Genomic DNA, 21421 nt, shown 5'->3' on the forward strand with positions numbered 1-21421 from the left:
GCTTTCTGGTTTTCGGGCCAAGACGATCTATGGCGCCCCGTTGCCTGACGCGCTTAGAGCATTTCCAGGAAAAGTGCGAAGCGGTTTTCCGTCAGGAAATGCGTAAAAACAAAGAGATAGAGCGTTTGTGCGGTTCCGTCTAAATCGGAAACGCTCTAAAGAATGGGCGCGCGGGCTGACGGTTCGCCCGCATGCAGACCCTCAAAGAGCCCGGTGGGGGTCTGTGAACCCTCAGGCTCGAGCGCATTTCTCCATGCGTCTTCAAACGGCGATGCGCCCTGCACCGAATTGGTATCGGGCCGGCCGGCGCCTGCTCGATACCAACCTGCCGGATATTGGCGATCGGCCCCAGAGTGGCATTGCTGCCGGGCAGGGCAAAACCTCAACCGGAACCAGGCGGTCGGTGAGGGTTGCCGCGGCAATCGCAAGACCAAAAGCGCGCGCTGCGAGCGGCCGCCTATCGTCCGCTGGCAGCTCGCAATCTGCGACGGATGCCAGGGCATCGCTTTGCGGTGTGCGTGTTGTCGGCTGGGTCCCCCGCGAAAGGTCGATGTCAGCGCAGACCCGGCCCCTGTTGCGAAAGGCGTAGTTACGGCGCCAGGTGGGCGAAGGCGGCAACGACCTCCTCATAGACCTTGCGCTTGAACGGTACGATCATCTCCGGCAGGTCGCGCATCGGCTTCCAATCCCAGGCGTCGAATTCCGGTTCGTGGCCGCCCGGCGGTGGGTTGATGGCGATCTCGTTCTCGTCGCCCTCGAAGCGGAAGGCATACCAGCGCTGCGTCTGGCCACGAAATTTGCCCTTGAGGCCGATGCCGATCAGGTGTGAAGGCAGGTCATAGTTGATCCAGCCCGGTGCCTCGGCGAGCAGCGAAACCGTGCGCATGCCGGTCTCTTCATAGAGCTCGCGATAGGCGGCCTTCAGCGGATCCTCGCCCTTGTCGATGCCGCCCTGCGGCATCTGCCATTGCTGCGGCGAGCCGTCATATTCGGAATTGCCGACGGCGATCCGGTGGCCGGCCCAGACTCGGCCGGCGCGGTTCAGCACCATGACGCCGACACAGGGGCGATAGGGCAGGTCTTCGGCCCGTAGGTTCTTGTCGTTATGCTTGCTCATCCGCTGTCCTCTCCTGGCTCAAGGCGTGACCCACTGCTCGCGCACGGCAGCGTATGGCCCTGAAGTGTTCGAACCTTTGTGAAGTCTCATCGCACCCATCTTTCGGGTTCGCAATGATTTCGTGCGCCTCGCCTGAGGCGCTGGGCTTCTGACATGGCGCCCTACATGCAGCAATTCAAAGTGCTACAGCGACCTTTGCGCGTCCAATAAGACGCGCGGCGCTCAAGGCACGCTTGACCTATCTCTGCTGCGGGTCCTTGACGAGTGCTGAAACGCCGACGATCTCGATGCCGCGCCCTTCCGCCTCGCCGGCCCACTGGGCGATGGCGGCCACGCTCTCGTCGAATGCCGAGGCGACACCGATGGCTGTACCGTTGCGCCGGGCGATGCGTTCCAGCTCGTCGAGTTTTTTCAGGATGGCGCTGCGGCTGAGCTCGCTGTCGACGGTCATGTCGGCGAAGCCATGCGGAACGTCAAAGGCATCGGCAAGCTTGCCGGACAGCGATTGCGCCGACGTGCCGTCGTCGAGGAAAAGCACGCCGCGTTTGCCGAGATCGCGCATCACCGGTTCGAGAGCATCGGCATCGGAGAGAAAGCGCCCACCGAGATAGTTCATGATGCCGGTGTAGTTGGTGATCTGCGCCATGTTCTTGTGCAGTTCGGCCAGGTTCTTCGTCGAACCAAGCGAGAGGCGGAGCGCGCGCGGTCCCGGATCGTTGTCGGGGTAATCGAAAGGCTCCATCGGGATCTGCAGCAGGATCTCATGGCCGCTGCGTCTTGCCTCCTGCATCCAGCGCTGCAGGCTGTTGCCGGCGGCGGCAAAGGCGAGGGTGACGTCGGGCGGCAGGTCGCGGATGGCCTTCTGCGTGCCGGTCTGGCTGAGGCCAAGGCCGCCGATCACAAGCGCGATACGGGTGCCGCGTGCACCCGACCAGGGTCGGGCATATTGATCCATCGGCCGCAGCCCGTCGGCGGCGGTGATCGGTAGCCGGCCCTCAGCGCTGTCTTCCAGCAGGTCGTCATTCGGAAGGGCGGCCATGCGCGGGTCCTGGCCGCGGATCGGGCCGACATTGATCAGCGCAGGCCCGCTGCCGTCGCGTTGGCGCGGCGTGAACTTGGTGACGGTCGCGCCGTCGTTTGTCAGGGTTTCCTCGACATGAGCGCCGGAGAAGGCGGTGCCCGGCTTCAGCGTGCCGCCGCTGGTGTTCGATGCTTGCCCGCTTGTGGAATTGGGTGTCTTTTGTGCCGTTTCGGCCGGTTCCGGCCCAACCACACCCGGTTCGGACGCCTGCCTGCGCAACCCATCCGGAGCGACGGCGTTCCAGACGGAAAGGCCGATTATGGAAAGGGCAAAGATGCCGACAAGGGAATAGCTGAGAAGGCAACGACGGTCGCGTCTTGGCGCGGTCTTTTCCCGGCGGTTCTGGCCAAGGGGGGCATTGAGATCTGTTCCCAAACGGAGCCTCGGTCGACCTGAAGGAGAGTTGCCGGTGAGGGATGCGCCGTTTTTAAGAGAATCGGCGGTTTCCGGCAGCACCTGCAGCCCACATAGTATAAAGGCGCCGGGTTGACCAGCCCGGCGCCTTCAATGGCTTACTTCTTGAGCTCTGCCTGCTCCGGGCTTGCCGGGAAGGCCGGATCGGTCTTCTTGCCGCGCAAGAGGTCAAGCGCGTAGTTGAGCTGCAGGTCGTCCTTGGTTTCCGGCGGTACATAGGCGACCGAGCCGGAACCTTCGTCGGTTTCGCTCTGTCCCTGGATGTGGCCACGCAGATCGGATTCGCCCTGGGCTTCGACCCTGCCAAGCAGTTCCGGCGGCAGTGGCTGTTCGACCTTGATGTCGGGCGTGATGCCCGTTCCCTGGATCGATTTGCCCGACGGCGTGTAGTAGAGCGCCGTCGTCAGGCGCAGAGCGCCTGCTTCGCCGAGCGGAATGATCGTCTGTACCGAGCCCTTGCCGAAGGAGCGCGTGCCGAGCACGGTCGCGCGCTTCAGGTCCTGCAGGGCGCCGGCAACGATTTCCGATGCGGAAGCCGAGCCGCCATTGACGAGAACGACCACCGGCTTGCCGTCGGTCAGATCGCCAGGCGTCGCGTTGAAGCGGCGGGTCTCGTCCGGATTGCGGCCGCGGGTCGAAACGACCTCGCCACGCTCCAGGAAGGCGTCGGAAACGTTGATCGCCTGGTCGAGCAGACCGCCCGGGTTGAGGCGCAGGTCAAGGACATAGCCCTTCAGCTTGTCGGCCGGTACTTCGGACTTGATCTTCTCGATGCCCTTCTTCAGGTCGTCGTAGGTCTTCTCGGTGAACGAGATCACGCGAAGATAGCCGACGTCGCCTTCGGTGCGGAACTTGACGGCGCGAACGGCGATCACGTCACGCACGATCGACAGTTCGATCGGCTTGTCGGCGCCCTTGCGCAGGATCGTCAACTTGATCGGGGTGCCGACGGCGCCACGCATCTTCTCGACCGCATCTTCAAGCTTCAGGCCACGAACGTCCTGGCCGTCGATCTTGGAAATGAAGTCACCGGCGAGAACGCCGGCGCGGGCCGCGGGCGTGTCGTCGATCGGGCTCGTGACCTTGACGAGGTCGTCTTCCATCGTCACTTCGATGCCGAGGCCGCCGAATTCGCCGCGGGTCTGGGTGCGCATGTCCTCGGCGTCGGTCGAGTTCATGTAGCTCGAGTGCGGATCAAGCGAAGAGAGCATGCCATTGATGGCATTCTCGATCAGCTTGTCATCCTGCGGAGGGGTGACGTACTGCGCGCGCACGCGCTCAAACACGTCACCAAAAATCGCCAGCTCGCGATAAGTCGAGGTATTGGCCGCGACGGCCGGAACGACAGCCGAATAAATGACGCCCATAGCGGTCGCACCCATCAGCGCCCCGACCAGAACAAGTGAAGCCCTACGTATCATTTCGCGCCTTTCCAACCTCTGCTGCGGTCCACCATGGTCGGGAATCAACCGGTTTTCCGTCTTTTCGGAATTCAATGTAAAGCGTCGGCCGGTCGGTTTCCAGCGCCAAGGCCGCAGCACTTGCGACTCTTTTCGCACCCATCGTCGCAAGCGGTTCACCCGCCACGACAAATTGTCCGGTCTGTACGCTCACCTTCTCCATGCCCGACAGCACAACATGGTAGCCGTCGCCCGGATTGAGAATGATCATCTGCCCATAACTGCGGAAATTGCCTGCATAGACGATCCAGCCATCTGACGGCGCAGTCACCAGCGCGCCGGGGTTGGTTTCCAACATGATCCCTTGCAGGGAGTGCCCTGTACCATCGGCATCACCGAACTTTCGCAAAAGCGATCCCGCGGCCGGATAGGCAAGCTTATTCCTCAGCTCCGAGAACACGTATGCTGGCGCAATGCGGTTTTTGTCGGGCACGGCGCTCCGGGCGAGCTCCCGCGCCGCTTCGCGCTCGGCCTCGCTCATGCGCAGGCGTTCCTCTTCCTGCGCGCGTGCGGCGGCAGCCGCGTCGCGCACCGAAGCGATGTCATTTTCGAGCGAACCGATGAGGCCTTCGAGATTGGTCGCCTGCGAGGCGAGTTCCTGCGCCTTGCGCTGTTCGGCGGCGAGTTCGGCCGCACTTTTCTGGCGCAGTTTTTCCTTTTCGGCCACGAGCATCGACATGCGACGCTCTTCCTCGGCATTGGCCGTCATCGCTGCCGTCAGCTCTTCGCGCTGCTTGCCGATGCCGGTTCTGATATCGGCGAGCGCCTTCAGGTCGGCGACGAGGTTGTCCGTTTCCTCGCGAATTCCGGGTACGACAGCGCCGAGCAGAATGGCGCTGCGAACGGAGCCGAGCGCATCCTCAGGCGTCACCAGGATCGCCGGCGGCGGGTTGCGGCCCATGCGCTGAAGTGCGGCGAGCACTTCGGCAAGCACCCCACGCCGGGCGCGCAGCGATCGGCGCACGGTATCTTCCTTGGAGCGCAACTCGCTCAGCTTCTTCTCTCCATCGACGATCTGCTGCTCCAGACCCTGCCGCTTCCTGGCAGAATCGACAATGGCGGCGCGCAATGCCTCATTGTTTTTGTCGATCTCGGCGATGGTCGCCGCCAGCTCGTCGGCGCGCTCCTGCGACAGCGTGATGGTTTTCGACAGCGCATCGAGCTCGCTGCGGGTGCTGTCTCGACGAAGCGTCAGGTTTGCCGCCGGATCGGGCGGCCCCTGCTGCTGGTCCGCCGCTGATGCCGCTGGCGTCGCCGGTGCATCCTGGGCGGCTGCCGGAAGCGCAGCAACAAGCACAAGCGCCAGCAGCGCCGCACTGCGGCCGGGCCGCCATGCTTCGCCACCGATCTTGCTGAAAGCGCTCATCATGCTTCGGCGCGTCATTCGTCCCTATGCATCCAACTGGAAATGCTTCGCGCTTACTTCCGCCAACCGGAACCGATTTTCGGAAAGCGTCATGCGCAGTTTCAACGTTTCTGAGCGCTCGCCGGGCATCTTTCCCCGGTGCGTGACGCTCTCCTCAAAAAGCCTAATCTGATTTGGCGGATGCGACCAACACATATTCTCGTTATCGCCGGTGCATGGCGCGTCTCAGACACGGTGATAGGGATGTCCGGAAAGGATGGTCACGGCGCGATAGAGCTGTTCGGCGATCAGAATGCGCACCAGCTGATGCGGCCAGGTCATCTTGCCGAGATTGAGCACGGCGTCGGCGCGCGAATGAAGGCCAGGGTCGAGCCCGTCGGCGCCGCCGATCGCGATCATCAGGTCGCGTTTGCCGCTATCGCGAAAACTGCCGAGCAGCGATGCGAAGCCTTCGGAATCGAGCGCCTTGCCGCGTTCGTCAAGCAGCACCAGCAGACTGCCGTCAGTGAGCGCTTTTTCAAGCTGGGCTGCCTCCTCCCGCTTGCGCGTATCGGAGTTGGAGGCGCGGCTTTCGTTGACTTCGACCACGCGGGAAAGCTCGAGACCGATCGCCGGACCGGCCTTGGCAAAACGATCGAGATAGCGGGCCGCAAGATCCTTTTCCGGCCCCGCCTTGAGGCGGCCGACTGCGAAAAGTCCGATACGCATGACCCAATCCGTCTCCGCCTGCGCTGGACCGCACTGCTGCACACCTCCTGAAACCGGGGCCGATTCAAGGAGAAGGTCATGCAGCGCACTAAAGCGTTACAGCGACATTTGCACGTCATGCCAGACGCGGCGCTGCAAGCTACGATCAGTCGCAACAATTATCCTGGCTGCGAACGCCGCTTCGGCGATGACAGCCACATTCCCAATATGTATGATCGCAATACGGTGCGTGCGGCGGCTCAGACGCCCGACGAACCGTGCGATCTCAATGCAGCGTGCCGTCCTCGATCTCCGGTGTCGCCCACATCTTCTCGATGTTGTAGAACTCCCGGATTTCCGGCCTGAAGATGTGAATGATCACATCGCCGGTATCGATCAGCACCCAGTCACCCGTTTCCAGACCTTCGACGCGGGCGTTGCCGAAGCCCTCGTCCTTCAGGTCCGTGGTCAGATGGTCGGCAATCGCCGCCACATGCCTGCTCGATCGCCCGGAGACAACGACCATGAAGTCCCCCAGCGCCGACTTGCCGGCAATGTTGATGGTAACGATATCTTCTGCCTTCGAGTCCTCTAGGCTTTCGAGGACCAGTTGAAGCGCACGGACAGCGGCTTCGTCGCTAGATCCCGTGCTGCGTGGGAACGCGGAGGCCGCATATCCCTTGGCGTGTGCTGTTGTCAGGGTTTTTCCTTTCCAGGTGAACAGAACAGGCACTTCCGATTCGACTGTTTCGCTCGAACCGTCAGTAAATGTAGGCATCAAACCAGAACGGTTTCAAGACACGAGAAATGAATCATTCGATTTCACGCCGTTCTGGCGGATCGAAGTGCCGTCGAACTCATCGAGGAGCGCGGCCCGTGTATGAAGGTCCAGGCGGGTGCCGGGTGAAAAGCAAGGCGCCGGGCATCGTCTTCGTCGATGCGGGCATAGTCGAAAGTCTTGGCCATGCGCGAGGAGAGATAGGCAAGCGTCGAGCCCGGCCGATCGATGACGGCGATCGGAACCGTGCGGGCGATTTTCTGCCAATTCTGCCAGCGGTGAAAGCTGCGCAGGTTGTCGGCCCCCATGATCCAGACGAAGCGGATATCGCGGTTGCGGGCCTTTACCATCTCGAGCGTGCGAGCGGTATAGCTCTGCCCCAGCGCCTTTTCGAAGGCGGTCACCTTGATGCGCGGATTCGGGGCGATCTTCTCGCTGAGCGCGATGCGATCGGCAAGCGGCGCCAGATTATTGTGGTTCTTCAGCGGGTTTCCGGGGGTGACCATCCACCAGAGCTGGTTGAGGCCGAGGCGCTGGATCGCCGTTTCGGCGACCAGCACATGCCCCTGATGCGGCGGATTGAACGAGCCGCCGAACAGGCCGACAACCATGCCGCTTTCGACATGGGGCATGCGCAGATAGCGGCCGTTCACTTCGCTGGACGTCACGTCAGGGCCTGACCTGTCCGGCGCCGCGCACGCGATACTTGAACGATGTCAGCTGCTCGACGCCAACGGGGCCGCGGGCGTGCATCTTGCCGGTGGCAATGCCGATCTCGCCGCCCATGCCGAATTCGCCGCCATCGGCAAACTGGGTGGAGGCATTGTGCAGCAGGATGGCGGAATCGATTTCGGCGAAGAAGCGCTCGACGACATCGGCATCCTCGGCGATTACCGCCTCGGTATGCGCCGAGGACCAGGTGTTGATATGTTCGATCGCGCCGGAAATCCCGTCCACCAGTCGGACAGAGATGATCGCGTCGAGATATTCCGTCGACCAATCCGCGTCCGTCGCCGGCCGCAAGCCATCGATGGTTCCGGCAAGCTCTTCGGACACCCGCACTTCGCAGCCGGCTGCGAGCAGCGCCTGAAGTAGCGGCCTTGCCAGCTTGTCCGCAGCATTGCTGTCGATCAGCAGTGTCTCGGCGGCACCGCAGATACCAGTGCGGCGCATCTTGGCATTGACGACGATCTTTTCGGCCATGGCGAGATCAGCGGATGCGTCGACATAGATGTGGCAGAGGCCTTCGAGGTGGGCGAACACCGGCACGCGCGCCTCGTTCTGGACCCGTGCGACGAGGCTTTTTCCGCCGCGCGGAACGATGACGTCGATCGTGCCACCGAGGCCCGAGAGCATGGCGCCGACGGCAGCGCGATCGGCAACCGGCACCATCTGGATCGCATGCTCGGGCAGGCCAGCAGCCTTCAGGCCTTCGACGAGGCAGGCATGGATGGCGCGCGAGGAATGGAAGCTGTCGGAGCCGCCCCGCAGGATGACGGCATTGCCCGCCTTCAGGCACAGTGCACCGGCATCTGCCGTCACGTTCGGGCGGCTTTCGTAGATCACGCCGATGACGCCGAGCGGCGTACGCACGCGCTCGATGTGCAGGCCATTGGGGCGATCCCACTCGGCAATGACGTCGCCAACCGGATCCTTGAGGTCGGCAATCGCGCGAATGCCGTTGGCCATGTCGCGGATCCGGCTCTCCGTCAGCGTCAGGCGGTCGATGAAGGACGCGGCGATGCCGGACTGGCGGGCGTTTTCAAGATCGATCGCGTTGGCGGCAAGAATCTCGTCGCGGCGATTGACGATGATCTCGGCCATGGCAACGAGGGCCGCATGCTTGCGTTCGGCGGTGGCGACGGCAAGCGGCCGGCTTGCCGCCTTCGCCTGGCGGCCGATCTCCAGCATGACGCCTTCGACGTCATCCTTATTCCTGACTTCATCAAGCATGGACTTCATCCCTCCGGCCGTCCTTCTCGTCGGCGCGCTTGCCGGTCATCACCAGATCGTCGCGATGCACCATGGCGGCGCGGCCGGCATAGCCGAGGATCGCCGCGATCTCTGCGGATTTCTTGCCGGCGATCTGGCGAGCCTCGTCGGCGTCATAGCCGGCAAGACCACGGGCGATTTCGCGGCCCGCTGCGCCGAGAATGGCAATGGTGTCGCCGCGGCTGAAGGTGCCCTTCACTTCGCGCACGCCGGCAGGCAGCAGGCTCTTGCCGGAGCGCAGCGCCTCCTCGGCGCCGGCATCGATGGCGAGCGTGCCGGCCGGCAGCAGCTGCCCGGCAATCCAGGTCTTGCGTGCGGTCACCGGTGAGCCCGATGGTGCAAACCAGGACGAGCGAGCGCCTTCCTCGATGGCCGCCAGCGGATGGTTGGGTTTGCCCGAGGCGATGATCATGGAGCAGCCGGCGGTGGTTGCGATCTTGCCGGCATCAATCTTGGTGCGCATGCCGCCGCGCGACAGCTCGGAGGCAGCCCCCCCTGCCATCGCCTCGATCTCGGGCGTGATCTCCGCGATCGTGTCGAGGAAACGGGCATCGGGGTCGAGATGCGGCGGCGCCGTATAGAGGCCGTCGATGTCGGAAAGCAGCACCAGGAGGTCAGCGCCGACCATGGTGGCGACGCGGGCGGCCAGGCGGTCGTTGTCGCCATAGCGGATTTCGGTGGTCGCCACCGTATCGTTCTCGTTGATGATCGGCACGGCGCCGAGCTTCAGCAGCTGGTTGATCGTGGCGCGGGCATTCAAATAGCGTCGACGCTCCTCGGTGTCGCCGAGCGTCAGTAGCACCTGGCCGGCGACGATCGCGTCTGTCGAAAGACTTTCCGACCAGGCGCGGGCAAGCGCGATCTGGCCGACGGCCGCGGCCGCCTGGCTTTCCTCGAGTTTTAGCGCGCCAGAAGGGAGTTTCAGTACGGTGCGGCCGAGCGCGATGGCGCCGGAGGAGACGACGAGCACGTCGACGCCCTTGGCCCTGAGGGCGGCGATGTCGGCACACATGGCGTCGAGCCAGGCCTTTTTCAGCCCGGTCGCGCGATCGACCAACAGGGCCGACCCGATCTTGATGACGACCCGGCGATACTTCTGAAGCGGCTTGCGGGTCTTCGTCATGTCAGGCGGTCTCTTCTCCGGACTTTGCCGCGACAATGACGGTGCGTAGCGCCCGCAATGCCTCGGTCATGCCCTTGCTGGTGGCGGCCGAAAGCAGGAGAGGCTGCTCGCCGCAGGCCTTTGCCAGCGCCTTGGCCTTCACCTTCAATTCGTCCTCGTCGAGCACGTCGATCTGCGACAGCGCGACGATCTCGGGTTTGTCTTCGAGCCCGCCGCCATAGGCTACGAGTTCGTGTTTCACGGTCTTGTAGGCCTTGGCGACGTCTTCTTCCTGGGCCGAGACGAGGTGAAGCAGCACGCGCGTGCGCTCGACATGGCCGAGGAAACGGTCCCCGATACCAACGCCTTCATGCGCGCCTTCGATCAGGCCGGGAATGTCGGCGATGATGAACTCGTTGCCGTCGATGGTGGCGACGCCGAGGTTCGGGTGCAGCGTGGTGAAGGGGTAATTGGCGATCTTCGGCCGCGCCCGGGTGCAGGCGGCAAGGAAGGTCGATTTGCCGGCATTGGGCAGGCCGACGAGGCCGGCATCGGCGATCAGCTTCAGCCGCAGCCAGATGGTTTTTTCTTCGCCTTCGAGGCCGGGGTTGGCCCAGCTTGGCGCCTGGTTGGTGGCGGACTTGAAATGGGCATTGCCGAAGCCGCCATTGCCGCCGGCGGCAAGCCGGTAGCGCTGGCCTTCGGCGACCATGTCGACGATCAGCGTCTCGCTGTCTTCCTCGAAGATCTGGGTGCCGACCGGAACCTTCAGCGTCACGTCGGCGCCGCCGGCGCCCGTGCGGTTGCGGCCCATGCCGTGCGTGCCGGTCTTGGCCTTGAAGTGCTGCTGGTAGCGGAAGTCGATCAGGGTATTGAGGCCGTTGACCGCCTCGACCCAGACGTCGCCGCCGCGGCCGCCGTCGCCGCCATCAGGTCCACCGAATTCGATGAATTTTTCACGACGGAACGACACGGCGCCTGCGCCGCCGTCGCCGGAGCGTATGTAGACTTTCGTTTCGTCTAGAAATTTCATTGGACTGCCATCTGTTCGGTGTATTTGCGCGGTCGTATTTTGCCGCCATCGATATAGGCGGTTCATCCGGAGGTCAAAGAATATCGTGCGTTTTGCCAGCTACAACATCCAATACGGCATCGGTCTTGACGGCCAGTTTGAACCCGAGCGCATTGCTGCGTCGCTTGGCGGCGCCGACATCATCGCGCTGCAGGAAGTGACACGCGGTTTTCACCGCAACGGCCACGTCGATCTGGTTGCCCGTTTCGAAGCGCTCTTCCCCGGTCATTTCTCAGCCTTTCATGCCCCTTGCGACATCGATATCGGCTCTTCGATCGAGGGCGGCCGCGCCGTCAACCGGCGCTTCCAGTTCGGCAACATGATCCTGTCGCGCTGGCCGATCCTGTCGACCCGGTTGATATCGCTGCCGCGCACCCGGACCATCAGCCCGATGAACCTGCAGCGCGGCGCCACCGAAGCGCTGGTCGCCACGCCGGGCGGGCCGCTGCGCGTCTATTCCGTGCATCTCGACCATGTGCTTCCCGCCGAGCGCATCGCCCAGATCCGCTTCCTCAAGGAGCGGCTGCTCGGCTATCCGCTTGAGGGCGGCGGCATTACCGGGGCTGCCGATTTCGGTCTTGCTGAGCCGCCGCATCCGGAGGATTTCGTCGTCATGGGCGACTTCAACATGGAGCCGGAGACGCCGGAATATTGCGCGATGGCCGGCTCGCGCGACGCTTATTACGGACGCTCGCTTCGGCTCGAAAATCCGGTCGACGTGCTCGCCCATCTCAACCGGCTGACGCCGGAAAGCTATAGCTGGGTTCATCCCGACAATCCTCAAAAGCGCATGCATCTCGACTATGGCTTCATCAGCACCGGCCTGGTGCCGCAGCTGAAGGACGCCTGGACCGATTACGACGCCAAGGGGTCCGATCATCTTCCTGTTGGTTTTGAACTCGCTTGACGAATATCCCCGCAAAGGCATGGCTTCGCGGGGATTGTTTCTTCAGTGTGGCCGGCGCAGATCTGCCGCGCTCAGCCGGGTCTCGATATGGGCGACCATGGCATTGCGGGCGAGCGCATAGATCTGGCTGCAGCCGGTGATCTGGAAGCCGAGCTTTTCCTGGACCTTGAGCGACCCCGGATTGTCGGCGAAGACGCCGGAATGCAGGGTCGTTTCCGGCATGCGCCGGAAGAAGCGCTCGATCGCCGCATAGGCTGCTTCGCTCGCCAGGCCCTTGCCCCAGTAGAACCGGTTCAGCCAGTAGCCGACATGCCATTGGCCGTGCCTGAGCTCGATGCCGATGCAACCGATATGCACGTCGTCGCCGGTGGTGATCGCCAGCGTCCAGTCGGGGGTGAGTCCCGAGGTCTGGCTTGCCAGCCAATCGAGCGCATCCTGCTGGTCGTAAGGTGCAGGCACACGCGAGAGCATGCGCGCCACCTGGAAATCGCCCAGCGACTGAGCGATCGCCTCGGCATCGCTTCGGCTGTGGGGCCTCAGCACCAGCCGCCTGGTTTCGATGACCGGGCAGGGCCCGGGGCCGGGACGGATCGCGGTGCGCGAGCGTTCGGAGGTGAGCGCGTTCATCGCATGCCTCCCCAGCTTCTGAGCGAAACCCAGGTCTTGCGGTCGAGCCGATACCATTCGACAGAGATCGAGCCGCCGAGCGCCAGGCTGCCGACCATGCCGCTGCCCTGGAACTGGAAGCCGCACTTCTGGATGACCCGGCGCGAGGCGAGGTTCATGACCCGGCAGCGCGCATCGATCTGGTCGATGTCACGGGTGCGAAAGGCCATGTCGGTGAGCGCCTGGGCAGCCTCTGTGGCATAGCCTTGGTTCCAATAGGGTTCGCCCAGCCAGTAGCCGAGTTCCGCCGTCTTGCCATCGGGGTGCGGCTCGATACCGCAACAACCGAGGAATGCGCCATTATCCGCTTTGGTAATCGCGTAGACGCACTTGCCAATCGTGCCGGCTTTGGCGCGTCGCACGAAATCGGCGGCATCGGCCGTCGTATACGGGTGCGGCATGCGCGAGACCATGGTGGCGACATTGGCATTGTTGGCAAGATGGGCAAGGGCGTCGATATCGTCTTCATGGGGCGCGCGCAGAACGAGCCGGGGTGACAACAATATCGGGCAATCGGTCCTTGACCGTTGGGGCCTCAGCCTTTGTTCGGGAGACCGTGATTGGTCTTCCCTCAGTAGCTCGGTTTGCATGGTTCGTCCTCCAGAAACGAAAAAAAGGGGAGTTGGGTATTGCCCCATCTCCCCTTTTTAGGTCTGGCTTGGAACCGTTAGGTGCGTCAGCCGGGTCGATGAGACGCCGGCTGTTTTAGAGCGCTACCGGCTTATTCCGCTGCTTCCGCTTTCGGCATTACAGACACGTACACGCGGCCATTGGCCTTCGTACGGAAGTCCACGTTACCTGCCGTAAGCGCAAAAATCGTATGGTCCTTGCCGAGGCCGACATTGGCGCCCGGATGCCACTTGGTGCCGCGCTGACGCAGAATAATGTTGCCGGCGATGACCTTCTCGCCGCCGAACTTCTTCACGCCAAGGCGCTTGGACTCGGAATCGCGACCGTTGCGCGACGAACCGCCAGCTTTTTTGTGTGCCATTGGTGTTCTCCTTTAAACCTTCGATCCCAAAACTCAGTTTGCAGCTTCAGCGGCGGCTTCAGACTTCTTGGAAGCCTTCTTTGCCTTGCCACCGGCAGCAGCGATGTCCAGGATGCGGACGGTCGTCTGGTGCTGGCGGTGACCGCGCGAGCGCTTGGAGTTCTGGCGGCGACGCTTCTTGAAGGCGATGACCTTCTTGGCGCGGCCCTGTTCAACGACTTCGGCGCTGACAACGGCACCTTCGACAAACGGAGCGCCGATGGTTGCATCGGCGCCGACGCCGACCATCAGGATCTCGGTGAATTCAATCTTGTCGCCTGCTACGCCTTCCAGCTTTTCGATGGTTACGACGTCGTTGGCTGCCACGCGGTACTGCTTACCGCCGGTCTTGATGACTGCGAACATTCTTTATCCTTTCATGTTCGGGCCGGCTCTTTACCCCAGGGGCAAGGCCGTCTTTTTGTCAGTCGACATTTTTAGCAGAACTCCGGGATCATTCCCGAAGCCCTGCCGGTGAATGGGCGCAAATCACACCCGCTGCGGTGAGGGCAAGCCACACCACTTCATTGCGCGAATTACGGGAAACGCGCTCCTCTGTCAAGAAGAAGGCACTCGCCGCATTGGATAATCTTCACCGAGGCCCTTGCCAGCACCCGAATCTGCCGCTATGAACCCGACCGCGCCGAACAAGCGCCGACCGACTATGCGGAGAGGTGGCAGAGTGGTCGAATGCACCGCACTCGAAATGCGGCATACCTGCAAGGGTATCGTGGGTTCAAATCCCACCCTCTCCGCCATCGGGACTTCAATCCTGCTTTAGCCCGAATTCCTCCCAGCTCGCCAGAGTAGCTTCAGGCGACGAAGCGGGCATTGCCGGCGCAGCGTCAGGCGATTTTCAGCGCGGCCGATATTTCCGATAGGGTCGCTTTCTCCGCTTCGCTGACGGCGACACCGCCGAAACCCAGGAATCCACCTTCCTTGGCGGCTTCCGCTACGCGCTGGCTGATCTGATACAGCCATGCGGCGAAGGCGCTGGCATCATCCGGAGCCTTGGTTTCGACGACCGTTCGCGCCTGCTGCAACGTTTCGATGCATCTGGCCTTCATGTCCTCAGGCTTGGAGCCTTTCAGTTTCGCCTGCAGGCCGTCGCGTGCCGTCGTTCGTCCTACCGAGGTTTCGAAGTCGGCGACGAGCGCTTTGACGAGCGGATTGGCCGCGGCATCGTTTTTGCCTGCAGCAGGGCGCGGCTGTTGGCGAGGCCCTCCTTGAGCATGCCCCACAGGCCGCTCGGCTCCGCCGCGGTCACGGCTATGCCCGCCATCATCACGCTCTCCAGAAGCAACGTCCATTCCTCCGGGGTGAATGCCGATTTGTCAGCCATGGCTGACCCTCCTTCGTTCGATTTCGTGTTCATGACAGTCGTTGCCGATCCACGCGGCGCGCCGAGTGCCGACGGTTTCTCGAAACATCAGGTCGACAGGGCCGTCAGCTTCGTCTTCAATGCATCGATAGTGGGTTTCAGAATGTCCGAAACGCCGGGGATGGCCAAAACCTTGTCGAACAGCCCATTGAGCGTGGGCATCATCGGCGTGATCAGGGCCGTGAGGGCTGCCTTCTGCCCGGCTGAGAGTTGCCCGGCCACACCGCTGACCTTGTCGAGCTGGCTCGAGACATCCTCCAGCTTCGGCAAGGCCGCCGTGGCGGAGGCCGCATCGGTAACGCCCGTCAGCGCTGTCTGCAGGCTGGCCATGCCGTCCTTGACCTGCTGGCCGACATCGACCCCGCCGACCGTCAAGCTCTGCTCAGGCGTGCCGGCCTGGGGTGCGACCGGTTCCTTTGGCCTGCCGAACAGGTAGAAAAGCACGCCGGCAATCACCAGGGCGGCAATCACCCAATAAAGCCAGTTGCGCGACGAGGCTGGCGCGGCGGCCGCTGCTGCCGCTGCGCGTTGGCCGGCACCACCGACTGCGGAGGCCGAAGCGGCAGCGCTGCGGGTCGCTTGGCTGGCAGAGGCTGCAGCGGTTTGTGCCGGAGCGCCGAGCGAGCCGAGCAGGCCGGTGCCGCCGAGCAGGTCTCTGACGCCGGATGGCAATGCGGCGGCGATATTGTCCTTCTGGCTGGCGAGCAGACCGGCGATGCCGTTGGCGCTCAGGTCGCCTCCGCTCTGCTGGGCGAGGCCGCCCATGACCAGCGGAGCAAGCGTTGCCAGCAGCGAGCCGCTCGCCCTTTGATCCATGCCGGAAACCCCGCCTATGGCCGTTGCCAGCGCACTGCCGTCCTTGGCGCCAAACAGCGATGAGATGATCTGTGAGCCGTTTTGGGCAAGCGAAACCTGGTCGCCACCCGCCAGCATTCCCATGAGATTGTCGAGCGAGCCGCTCTGTTGTTTGGCGCTGTCGGCGATCTTTTGCGCGCCGCCCGGCTGCGCGGCGACGCCGGTCAGGCCCGCCAGAATTGCCGGTACGGCAGCGGCGACGGCGCTCTGCACCTTGCTGCTATCCAGGCCAAGCACTGAAGCGATGCGCGCGATCATGTCAGGGGTAAGCATCTGCGCGATGTAGGAAACAAGATTGCTGGCCATTGGCTTTTCCTCCACGTTGATGTCGTCGAACAACGACTCTGGTCATCGAGCGGGGCTCGACGGCGCGGCAATTGGCTGCAAGCAATTCGCGTTTAACTGATTATCGACTGCGAGATTTGTTCGCCAGGAACTCTACAGCGCCGCGCGTCTTGTTAGATGCGCAAAGGTCGCTGCAACACTTTGAATTGCTGCATGTTTTTAACCTTAAATCGAATTCGATTTAAGGAAACATGCAGTAGGCGCAGAAATACTAGCACCTGTAGGTGTATTGCGCCAGTTCGCAACAACCTTCGGAAATAAGCGTGTTGTGTCGCTTGTCGCCCACCCGGGCCTTGCCTCGCCTCTCCCGTTTGTCCGTCTTCTCCTTCTCTTAGAGGGCGGCCCGGACGATGCGCCGGAACATTTCTGTGCCGGATTCAGGCGTGATGACCGCCGCCTATGGACGGCATGTGCGAACGTTCCGGGAACTGAAACGCGCTGCTCAAGCGAGCCTCGACGGCCGGGAGTGATCTCGTGTCTACTGCATGTTTCCTTAAATCGAATTCGATTTAAGGAAACATGCAGTAATTCAGAGTGCTACAGCGACATTTGCGCGTGTAATAAAGACGCGCGGCGCTGTAGTCCAGGGATACCGCTGCGATGACGATGTCACTCTTCATGCGTGCGCAGCCACGCCTCCAGCCCGGCAATCACCGCGAGCCTCAGGCTTGCGTTCTTGGCAAGCGCTCGGGCAAGGGACTGTCCATCGGACAAAAAACCCATCTCGTGCATGACGTCGTCGGGCTTCAGGCGTTGCTTTGCCATGATCGCCTTGATCCGGGTGATCGTGGAGGGAAACAGGTAACGTCCGCTGGCGATGGGGGCACCTGCGGGTATGGGAGAAGGCACGGCGGCCGTGGGCGGAACTGGAGTGGCAACAGGCAACACGCCTGATATCGCCAGCCAGGTCAGGAAGCCGTCGCGCTCGCCAGGGGTGGCCTTTGCCCACGAATTCTTGAGTTTCTCAAGGCGGGTCCGCTGCGGCTTCAGGCCGGCGATGACGAGAGCCTTGCGAAGCGAGGAGATCCTGCCGGTGAGCACATCACTGTGGATGTCCGGGAACTCGGCCTTCAACCGCTGCTCATAATGGGCGTTATCGCGCTTCGGCTTTTTCGACATTTTCAGTTCCGACGTTCATCTCCTGCGTCCTCTAGCGCGCCGCGCGGGCGAGGGCGAGTAAAAAGGCGATGCCGCCAAGCCGCGTATATCGGGCCACTTGTTTCGAGAGGCCGAGCCCGATGCCAAGCCGCGACCAGAGCGTCATGCAAAGCTCTGCCCGTCAAGCTTTGCACAAGTCGGGCTTTATACCATCGCGCCAAGAGCCGGGATGTGACACGGCGAACAAAGGACGATGATATGTCAAGCGATATCGAGCATTATACCGATCCGCAGGATTCGGCCGTTGCCCTCTACCTCACGAACAATGACGGCGAAGAGCTAACCAATGTGCTGGTCGCAGCACTCGAGGATGCGTTCCGCATCCTTCGCGACGAGGTTTCCGGCGAAACGATGCACTGAGGCGAGACGGCGAGGCCCAGTTCGCTATGCAAGCACAGGCGTGGGCTTTGCAACTGGCCGCCAACTGCAAAGCCGTTCGGTTCGCTGGCCAGGCTTCATATATACGATACGGGCGCCCTCGCGTGAGCGCCCTCAACTGATTATGTGCCGGGGTTTGGTTCGGGTCGAACCGGACGCATCACCTTTCCCGTAACAGCGCCTCGACCGAGGCCGCTACCGCCAGCAGCGTCCCGTCCGTTCCGTTCCTGCCCACCAACATCAGGCCAGCCGGGCGGGTCGGCCCCGGCATCGGCAAGGTTATGGCCGTGAGATCGAACTGGTTTGCGACCTGGCAGTTGCGCAAGAGCAAGCCCTCGACGCGATCATATTCTGCCTCATTCGCCTCCACGGAGGCGATCGGCACTGCGGCGATCGGCGTCGTCGGCAAGACGATGAGATCGTAGGCGGAGAGCCGATCGTCCATGGCACTTGCTAGGCCTGCTCTCGTTTCCAACAGCGCATCTAGTGCTGCCTGCGGCGTCAGCAAACGACGTCGAAGCGTCGATGAAACCCTGATGTCGACCGGTGCGTCGTGATCCGAAAGCCAGTCGGCATGCAGACGGCTCGCCTCGAGGCCGGCGATCGAGCCGATCGCGGTCGCCTTCTTCAACCGGTCGATAAGGTCGTCGATACCGCAATCGACAAGGTCGGCGCCCGCAGCAGTGAGGCGGTCGAGACATGCCGTAAAGTGTGTGGCTATTTCGGTTGAGAGCGCGGCCAGGAGCTGGCCGCGTGGCACGCCGATCCGCAGGCCGGCAATCGGCTGGGGAACAAGCGCTGTTACCGGCTCGCCGGCCATGACGGCATCGACAGCTGCGCAGTCGCTGACCGTGTGGGCGAGCGGCCCGATAGAATCGAGACTCGGGGCAAGCGGGAAGGCGCCGTCGAGGGACACGCGGCTGGCGGTCGGTTTGAAACCGACGAGGCCGTTCAGCGCCGCCGGGATGCGCACGGAACCGCCGGTGTCGGAGCCGATGGCGATATCGCAGGTGCCTTCCGCCGCCGACACGGCCGCGCCCGAGGACGAGCCGCCGGGGATCAGGCTTTCATCGGTCGCGTTGCCGGGAACCGGATAATGGGGATTGAGGCCGACCGCGGTGAAGGCGAATTCGGTCATATGGGTCTTGCCGACGATCACGGCGCCGGCGGCGCGCAATCTCCTGACCACGACGGCGTCCTGTTGCGGCACGGCTGCCGTGCGCTTGATGATCGAGCCGGCGAGCGTCGGTTCTCCGGCAACGTCGAAAAGATCCTTGATCGAAACGATCTTGCCGTCGAGCGGTCCGAGCGTGGCGCCGGCCTGAAGGCGGCGGTCGGCGGCATCGGCCTCGATGCGGGCGCTGTCGGCATAGAGCTTGACATAGGTCTTCTCGTTCTCCCGACGGGCATCGAGCCGGCTCAGGATCTGTTCGAGGTGATCACGCACGGGAGTGTTCGAATGGGACACGATAAGGAACCTGCCGATATCTGACGTCGCCGGGCGGCGAGCTGAAGCGTTTCGTCCGTAGCGCAGCAAGGGGGGCCGCGGCCGCGGACGAGATTCTTCATAGCAGGGCTTGCGGCAAATGCCATGAGGTTGCACCCGCCGCACCGCCTCCATGCAAGTGGATATTCAGCAGGGTTTATGCGCGCAGAGAATGAACCGACGATAGACGAAAGTGCGCAGGCAGTTTCGCAGGTTTGCAGATTTGCGCTGTGCGGCGGCGATCGATTGGTGCGAGGCGCGTTCGATGGTCTCGAAGCCGGCAGCCTTCGATCCCTGGCGGATCGCCCAGGTCGAGAAACGTCCGACTGCCTTCGGCCCGGCCCAGTCGCCGTCGAAGACGAGCCACCTTCGAAGGCCCTGTATTCACCGAATTGTCGCGAAACCGTTCAAATAGTTTCACGCCACTGTTAAGTCGCTGACATACGAACAGCTAAAGGTCCGGCACGCGAAATCCGCTTTCGCAGGGCTCGAACCGGAGGCTTGTTTGGCCGAAATCCTCACCACGCTGTCCCGCCGTTCCTTCCTTCTGTCTGCCGGTGCTGCCGGCCTCGTTGCGTCCTCCGGTCTTGCAACACCGTTCTATGCCCGCGGCTACGGCCGTCCGGAATTCATCCACGGGGTGCAGTCGGGCGATGTCGACACGAGTTCCGGCATGGTGTGGACGCGGGTCGACAGGCCGTCGCGGGTGACGCTCGACTATTCGACGACCGAAAGCTTTTCCAATCCGGTTCGTCTCGCCGAACTCACCGCAACACCGCAGACGGATTGTGCGGTCAAATGCGCGCTGGAGGATCTGCTTCCGGACCAGGACATCTTCTATCGGTTCACCGCGACCGATCTTTACGACATCAACCGGGTGTCCGAGCCGGTCGTCGGGCGGTTTCGCACCGCGCCGTTGCGCAAGCGCTCGGTCCGCTTCGTCTGGTCCGGCGACACGGCCGGCCAGGGTTGGGGCATCGACGATGTCGGCATGAAGACCTATTCGACCATGCGCCTGCACGAGCCGGACTTCTTCATCCATTCCGGCGACACGATCTACGCCGACAATCCCATTCCCGACGAGATAGCCTTGCGCGACGGCGGCATCTGGAAGAACCGGGTGGTGACGCATGAGAAGCGCGATGTGGCGCGCACGCTCGAGGAATATCGCGGCCAGTGGAAGTATAATCTGCTCGACAACCATGTGCGTGAACTCAACGCCGTCTGCCCGACCTTCTATCAGTGGGACGATCACGAGGTCCTGAACAACTGGTCGGCCTCGACAGACCTCAGCGACGATCCGCGCTATCCGGAAAAGGACGTTGCGGTCTACGCCGCGCGCGCGGGGCGCGCTTTTAACGAGATGACGCCGGTCCGCACGCCGCCGACGCAGCCCGGCCGCATCTTCCGCAAGATTGCCTACGGTCCGCTGCTCGATGTCTTCTTCGTCGACCTTCGGTCCTATCGCGGCCCCAACCAGGGGGAGGGTGATGGTGGCCTGTTCGGCTGGCGCCAGGCGGACTGGCTGAAGCGGGAGCTTGCCGCGTCGCGCGCCGTCTGGAAGGTGATCGCCTGCGATATGCCTGTTGGTCTCGTCGTCTGGGACGATTATGCCAACCGGCGTGGTTCCGATGCAATCGCCAATGGCGACAATGGTCCACCGACGGGTCGCGAAACCGAGTTTGCCGAGCTGCTCCGCTTCATCAGGGACAATGCCATCGACAACCTCGTGTGGCTGACGGCGGATGTGCATTATACGGCCGCGCATCACTACGATCCGTCGCGGGCGGCCTTCAAGGATTTCCTGCCATTCTGGGAGTTCGTTTCCGGTCCCTTGCATTCCGGTACCTATGGTCCGAAGGAGCTGGACATGACGTTCGGCCCGGACGTGCGCTTCATCAAGGCGTCCGGTGGAGGTGTGGACAGCAACCTGCCTCCATCAGCCGGGCTGCAGTTCTTCGGCATCGTCGATATCAACGGCCAGACCAAGCAGATGACCGTGCGGCTGATGGATCGGCAGGACCAGGAATTGTGGCGCGTGACGCTCGACCCGGCCGCCGTCGCATGAGCGTTTTGGCTTTGGTTGAACCCTTTCCAAACCCGGTTGGCGCGACCCTTTCCGGTTGCAAACCCATGGCCTGTCGGG

At 62.7% G+C, this 21421-nt stretch carries 22 protein-coding genes and 1 tRNA gene; 4 read left to right on the plus strand and 19 right to left on the minus strand.

The genetic code is table 11. The features are described from left to right. Window positions 1-589: 589 nt before the first annotated feature. From C6558_RS16300 to obgE, 10 genes are all read right to left on the minus strand, one after another. A complete protein-coding gene (locus C6558_RS16300; protein WP_107027562.1) occupies window positions 590-1117 on the minus strand; it encodes an RNA pyrophosphohydrolase in 528 nt (175 codons plus the stop codon). A gap of 238 nt (window positions 1118-1355) precedes the next feature. Then, window positions 1356-2573 (minus strand): divergent polysaccharide deacetylase family protein, encoded by a 1218-nt coding sequence (locus C6558_RS16305; protein WP_057218351.1) that lies wholly within the window; start codon window positions 2571-2573, stop codon window positions 1356-1358. A gap of 137 nt (window positions 2574-2710) precedes the next feature. After that, complete coding sequence (locus C6558_RS16310) at window positions 2711-4033, minus strand: S41 family peptidase (protein ID WP_025425130.1); 1323 nt, start codon at window positions 4031-4033, stop codon at window positions 2711-2713. Beyond that, window positions 4023-5456: a murein hydrolase activator EnvC gene (locus C6558_RS16315; RefSeq protein ID WP_107027563.1), complete on the minus strand. Its 1434-nt coding sequence runs from the start codon at window positions 5454-5456 to the stop codon at window positions 4023-4025. Before C6558_RS16315 ends, C6558_RS16310 begins: the two co-directional genes overlap by 11 nt. A gap of 207 nt (window positions 5457-5663) precedes the next feature. Further along, window positions 5664-6146, minus strand: a complete 483-nt coding sequence (rlmH, locus tag C6558_RS16320) for a 23S rRNA (pseudouridine(1915)-N(3))-methyltransferase RlmH (protein ID WP_025425128.1) — start codon at window positions 6144-6146, stop codon at window positions 5664-5666. A gap of 265 nt (window positions 6147-6411) precedes the next feature. Continuing rightward, window positions 6412-6903, minus strand: a complete 492-nt coding sequence (gene rsfS / locus C6558_RS16325) for a ribosome silencing factor (protein ID WP_025425127.1) — start codon at window positions 6901-6903, stop codon at window positions 6412-6414. 44 nt (window positions 6904-6947) lie between these two features. Continuing rightward, window positions 6948-7556: a nicotinate-nucleotide adenylyltransferase gene (locus tag C6558_RS16330; RefSeq protein ID WP_025425126.1), complete on the minus strand. Its 609-nt coding sequence runs from the start codon at window positions 7554-7556 to the stop codon at window positions 6948-6950. A 16-nt stretch (window positions 7557-7572) separates the two neighbouring features. After that, window positions 7573-8856 (minus strand): glutamate-5-semialdehyde dehydrogenase, encoded by a 1284-nt coding sequence (locus C6558_RS16335; RefSeq protein WP_025425125.1) that lies wholly within the window; start codon window positions 8854-8856, stop codon window positions 7573-7575. Beyond that, window positions 8849-10018 (minus strand): glutamate 5-kinase, encoded by a 1170-nt coding sequence (proB, locus tag C6558_RS16340; protein WP_025425124.1) that lies wholly within the window; start codon window positions 10016-10018, stop codon window positions 8849-8851. The genes C6558_RS16335 and proB overlap by 8 nt, the downstream gene beginning before the upstream one ends. Window position 10019: 1 nt before the next feature. Continuing rightward, complete coding sequence (gene obgE / locus C6558_RS16345; RefSeq protein ID WP_057210849.1) at window positions 10020-11030, minus strand: GTPase ObgE; 1011 nt, start codon at window positions 11028-11030, stop codon at window positions 10020-10022. Window positions 11031-11115: 85 nt separating this feature from the next. On the opposite strand from obgE, the gene C6558_RS16350 reads away from it, so the two are divergent. Continuing rightward, a complete protein-coding gene (locus tag C6558_RS16350; RefSeq protein WP_025425122.1) occupies window positions 11116-11976 on the plus strand; it encodes an endonuclease/exonuclease/phosphatase family protein in 861 nt (286 codons plus the stop codon). A 42-nt stretch (window positions 11977-12018) separates the two neighbouring features. On the opposite strand, the gene C6558_RS16355 is transcribed toward C6558_RS16350, so the two are convergent. The 4 genes from C6558_RS16355 to rplU form a co-directional block, all read right to left on the minus strand. After that, entirely contained in the window at window positions 12019-12603 is a 585-nt protein-coding gene (locus tag C6558_RS16355) for a GNAT family N-acetyltransferase (RefSeq protein ID WP_025425121.1), read from the minus strand. Further along, complete coding sequence (locus tag C6558_RS16360; RefSeq protein WP_025425120.1) at window positions 12600-13232, minus strand: GNAT family N-acetyltransferase; 633 nt, start codon at window positions 13230-13232, stop codon at window positions 12600-12602. The genes C6558_RS16355 and C6558_RS16360 overlap by 4 nt, the downstream gene beginning before the upstream one ends. Window positions 13233-13363: 131 nt before the next feature. After that, window positions 13364-13633 carry a 50S ribosomal protein L27 gene (rpmA, locus tag C6558_RS16365; RefSeq protein WP_025425119.1) on the minus strand — a complete coding sequence of 90 codons (270 nt, stop codon included), beginning with the start codon at window positions 13631-13633 and terminating at the stop codon, window positions 13364-13366. A 33-nt stretch (window positions 13634-13666) separates the two neighbouring features. Then, window positions 13667-14038 carry a 50S ribosomal protein L21 gene (rplU, locus tag C6558_RS16370; protein ID WP_025425118.1) on the minus strand — a complete coding sequence of 124 codons (372 nt, stop codon included), beginning with the start codon at window positions 14036-14038 and terminating at the stop codon, window positions 13667-13669. Between the two features lie 302 nt (window positions 14039-14340). On the opposite strand from rplU, the gene C6558_RS16375 reads away from it, so the two are divergent. Then, window positions 14341-14430, plus strand: a tRNA-Ser gene (locus tag C6558_RS16375). A gap of 87 nt (window positions 14431-14517) precedes the next feature. Here C6558_RS16375 and C6558_RS40810 read toward each other — a convergent pair. The 4 genes from C6558_RS40810 to C6558_RS16390 form a co-directional block, all read right to left on the minus strand. Beyond that, window positions 14518-14739 (minus strand): hypothetical protein, encoded by a 222-nt coding sequence (locus C6558_RS40810; RefSeq protein ID WP_225906505.1) that lies wholly within the window; start codon window positions 14737-14739, stop codon window positions 14518-14520. 59 nt (window positions 14740-14798) lie between these two features. Further along, window positions 14799-15014, minus strand: a complete 216-nt coding sequence (locus C6558_RS40815; RefSeq protein WP_225906506.1) for a hypothetical protein — start codon at window positions 15012-15014, stop codon at window positions 14799-14801. Window positions 15015-15101: 87 nt separating this feature from the next. After that, window positions 15102-16214, minus strand: coding sequence for a DUF937 domain-containing protein (locus C6558_RS16385; RefSeq protein ID WP_025425117.1), 1113 nt, complete (start codon window positions 16212-16214; stop codon window positions 15102-15104). Between the two features lie 648 nt (window positions 16215-16862). Continuing rightward, complete coding sequence (locus C6558_RS16390) at window positions 16863-17372, minus strand: hypothetical protein (protein ID WP_057218348.1); 510 nt, start codon at window positions 17370-17372, stop codon at window positions 16863-16865. Window positions 17373-17609: 237 nt separating this feature from the next. On the opposite strand from C6558_RS16390, the gene C6558_RS40335 reads away from it, so the two are divergent. Further along, window positions 17610-17771 (plus strand): hypothetical protein, encoded by a 162-nt coding sequence (locus C6558_RS40335; RefSeq protein ID WP_164474930.1) that lies wholly within the window; start codon window positions 17610-17612, stop codon window positions 17769-17771. Window positions 17772-17949: 178 nt separating this feature from the next. On the opposite strand, the gene C6558_RS16395 is transcribed toward C6558_RS40335, so the two are convergent. After that, a complete protein-coding gene (locus C6558_RS16395) occupies window positions 17950-19257 on the minus strand; it encodes an amidase (RefSeq protein WP_025425115.1) in 1308 nt (435 codons plus the stop codon). A gap of 523 nt (window positions 19258-19780) precedes the next feature. Here C6558_RS16395 and C6558_RS16405 point away from each other — a divergent pair. Then, complete coding sequence (locus C6558_RS16405) at window positions 19781-21343, plus strand: alkaline phosphatase (RefSeq protein ID WP_025425113.1); 1563 nt, start codon at window positions 19781-19783, stop codon at window positions 21341-21343. Window positions 21344-21421: the final 78 nt, after the last annotated feature.

The sequence above is a fragment of the Ensifer sp. NM-2 genome (assembly GCF_003024455.1).
Classification (GTDB): Bacteria; Pseudomonadota; Alphaproteobacteria; order Rhizobiales; family Rhizobiaceae; genus Ensifer; species Ensifer canadensis.

Bases quoted from the DNA above. Each gene is read 5' to 3' on its own strand.
- obgE (WP_057210849.1), bottom strand. From the start codon at position 11,030: ATGAAATTTCTAGACGAAACGAAAGTCTACATACGCTCCGGCGACGGC.
- C6558_RS16310 (WP_025425130.1), bottom strand. From the start codon at position 4,033: ATGATACGTAGGGCTTCACTTGTTCTGGTCGGGGCGCTGATGGGTGCG.
- C6558_RS16335 (WP_025425125.1), bottom strand. From the start codon at position 8,856: ATGCTTGATGAAGTCAGGAATAAGGATGACGTCGAAGGCGTCATGCTG.
- rplU (WP_025425118.1), bottom strand. From the start codon at position 14,038: ATGTTCGCAGTCATCAAGACCGGCGGTAAGCAGTACCGCGTGGCAGCC.
- rsfS (WP_025425127.1), bottom strand. From the start codon at position 6,903: ATGCCTACATTTACTGACGGTTCGAGCGAAACAGTCGAATCGGAAGTG.
- proB (WP_025425124.1), bottom strand. From the start codon at position 10,018: ATGACGAAGACCCGCAAGCCGCTTCAGAAGTATCGCCGGGTCGTCATC.
- rlmH (WP_025425128.1), bottom strand. From the start codon at position 6,146: ATGCGTATCGGACTTTTCGCAGTCGGCCGCCTCAAGGCGGGGCCGGAA.
- C6558_RS16355 (WP_025425121.1), bottom strand. From the start codon at position 12,603: ATGAACGCGCTCACCTCCGAACGCTCGCGCACCGCGATCCGTCCCGGC.
- C6558_RS16300 (WP_107027562.1), bottom strand. From the start codon at position 1,117: ATGAGCAAGCATAACGACAAGAACCTACGGGCCGAAGACCTGCCCTAT.
- C6558_RS40815 (WP_225906506.1), bottom strand. From the start codon at position 15,014: ATGGCTGACAAATCGGCATTCACCCCGGAGGAATGGACGTTGCTTCTG.
- C6558_RS16385 (WP_025425117.1), bottom strand. From the start codon at position 16,214: ATGGCCAGCAATCTTGTTTCCTACATCGCGCAGATGCTTACCCCTGAC.
- rpmA (WP_025425119.1), bottom strand. From the start codon at position 13,633: ATGGCACACAAAAAAGCTGGCGGTTCGTCGCGCAACGGTCGCGATTCC.
- C6558_RS16360 (WP_025425120.1), bottom strand. From the start codon at position 13,232: ATGCAAACCGAGCTACTGAGGGAAGACCAATCACGGTCTCCCGAACAA.
- C6558_RS16390 (WP_057218348.1), bottom strand. From the start codon at position 17,372: ATGTCGAAAAAGCCGAAGCGCGATAACGCCCATTATGAGCAGCGGTTG.
- C6558_RS40810 (WP_225906505.1), bottom strand. From the start codon at position 14,739: ATGAAGGCCAGATGCATCGAAACGTTGCAGCAGGCGCGAACGGTCGTC.
- C6558_RS16315 (WP_107027563.1), bottom strand. From the start codon at position 5,456: ATGACGCGCCGAAGCATGATGAGCGCTTTCAGCAAGATCGGTGGCGAA.
- C6558_RS40335 (WP_164474930.1), top strand. From the start codon at position 17,610: ATGTCAAGCGATATCGAGCATTATACCGATCCGCAGGATTCGGCCGTT.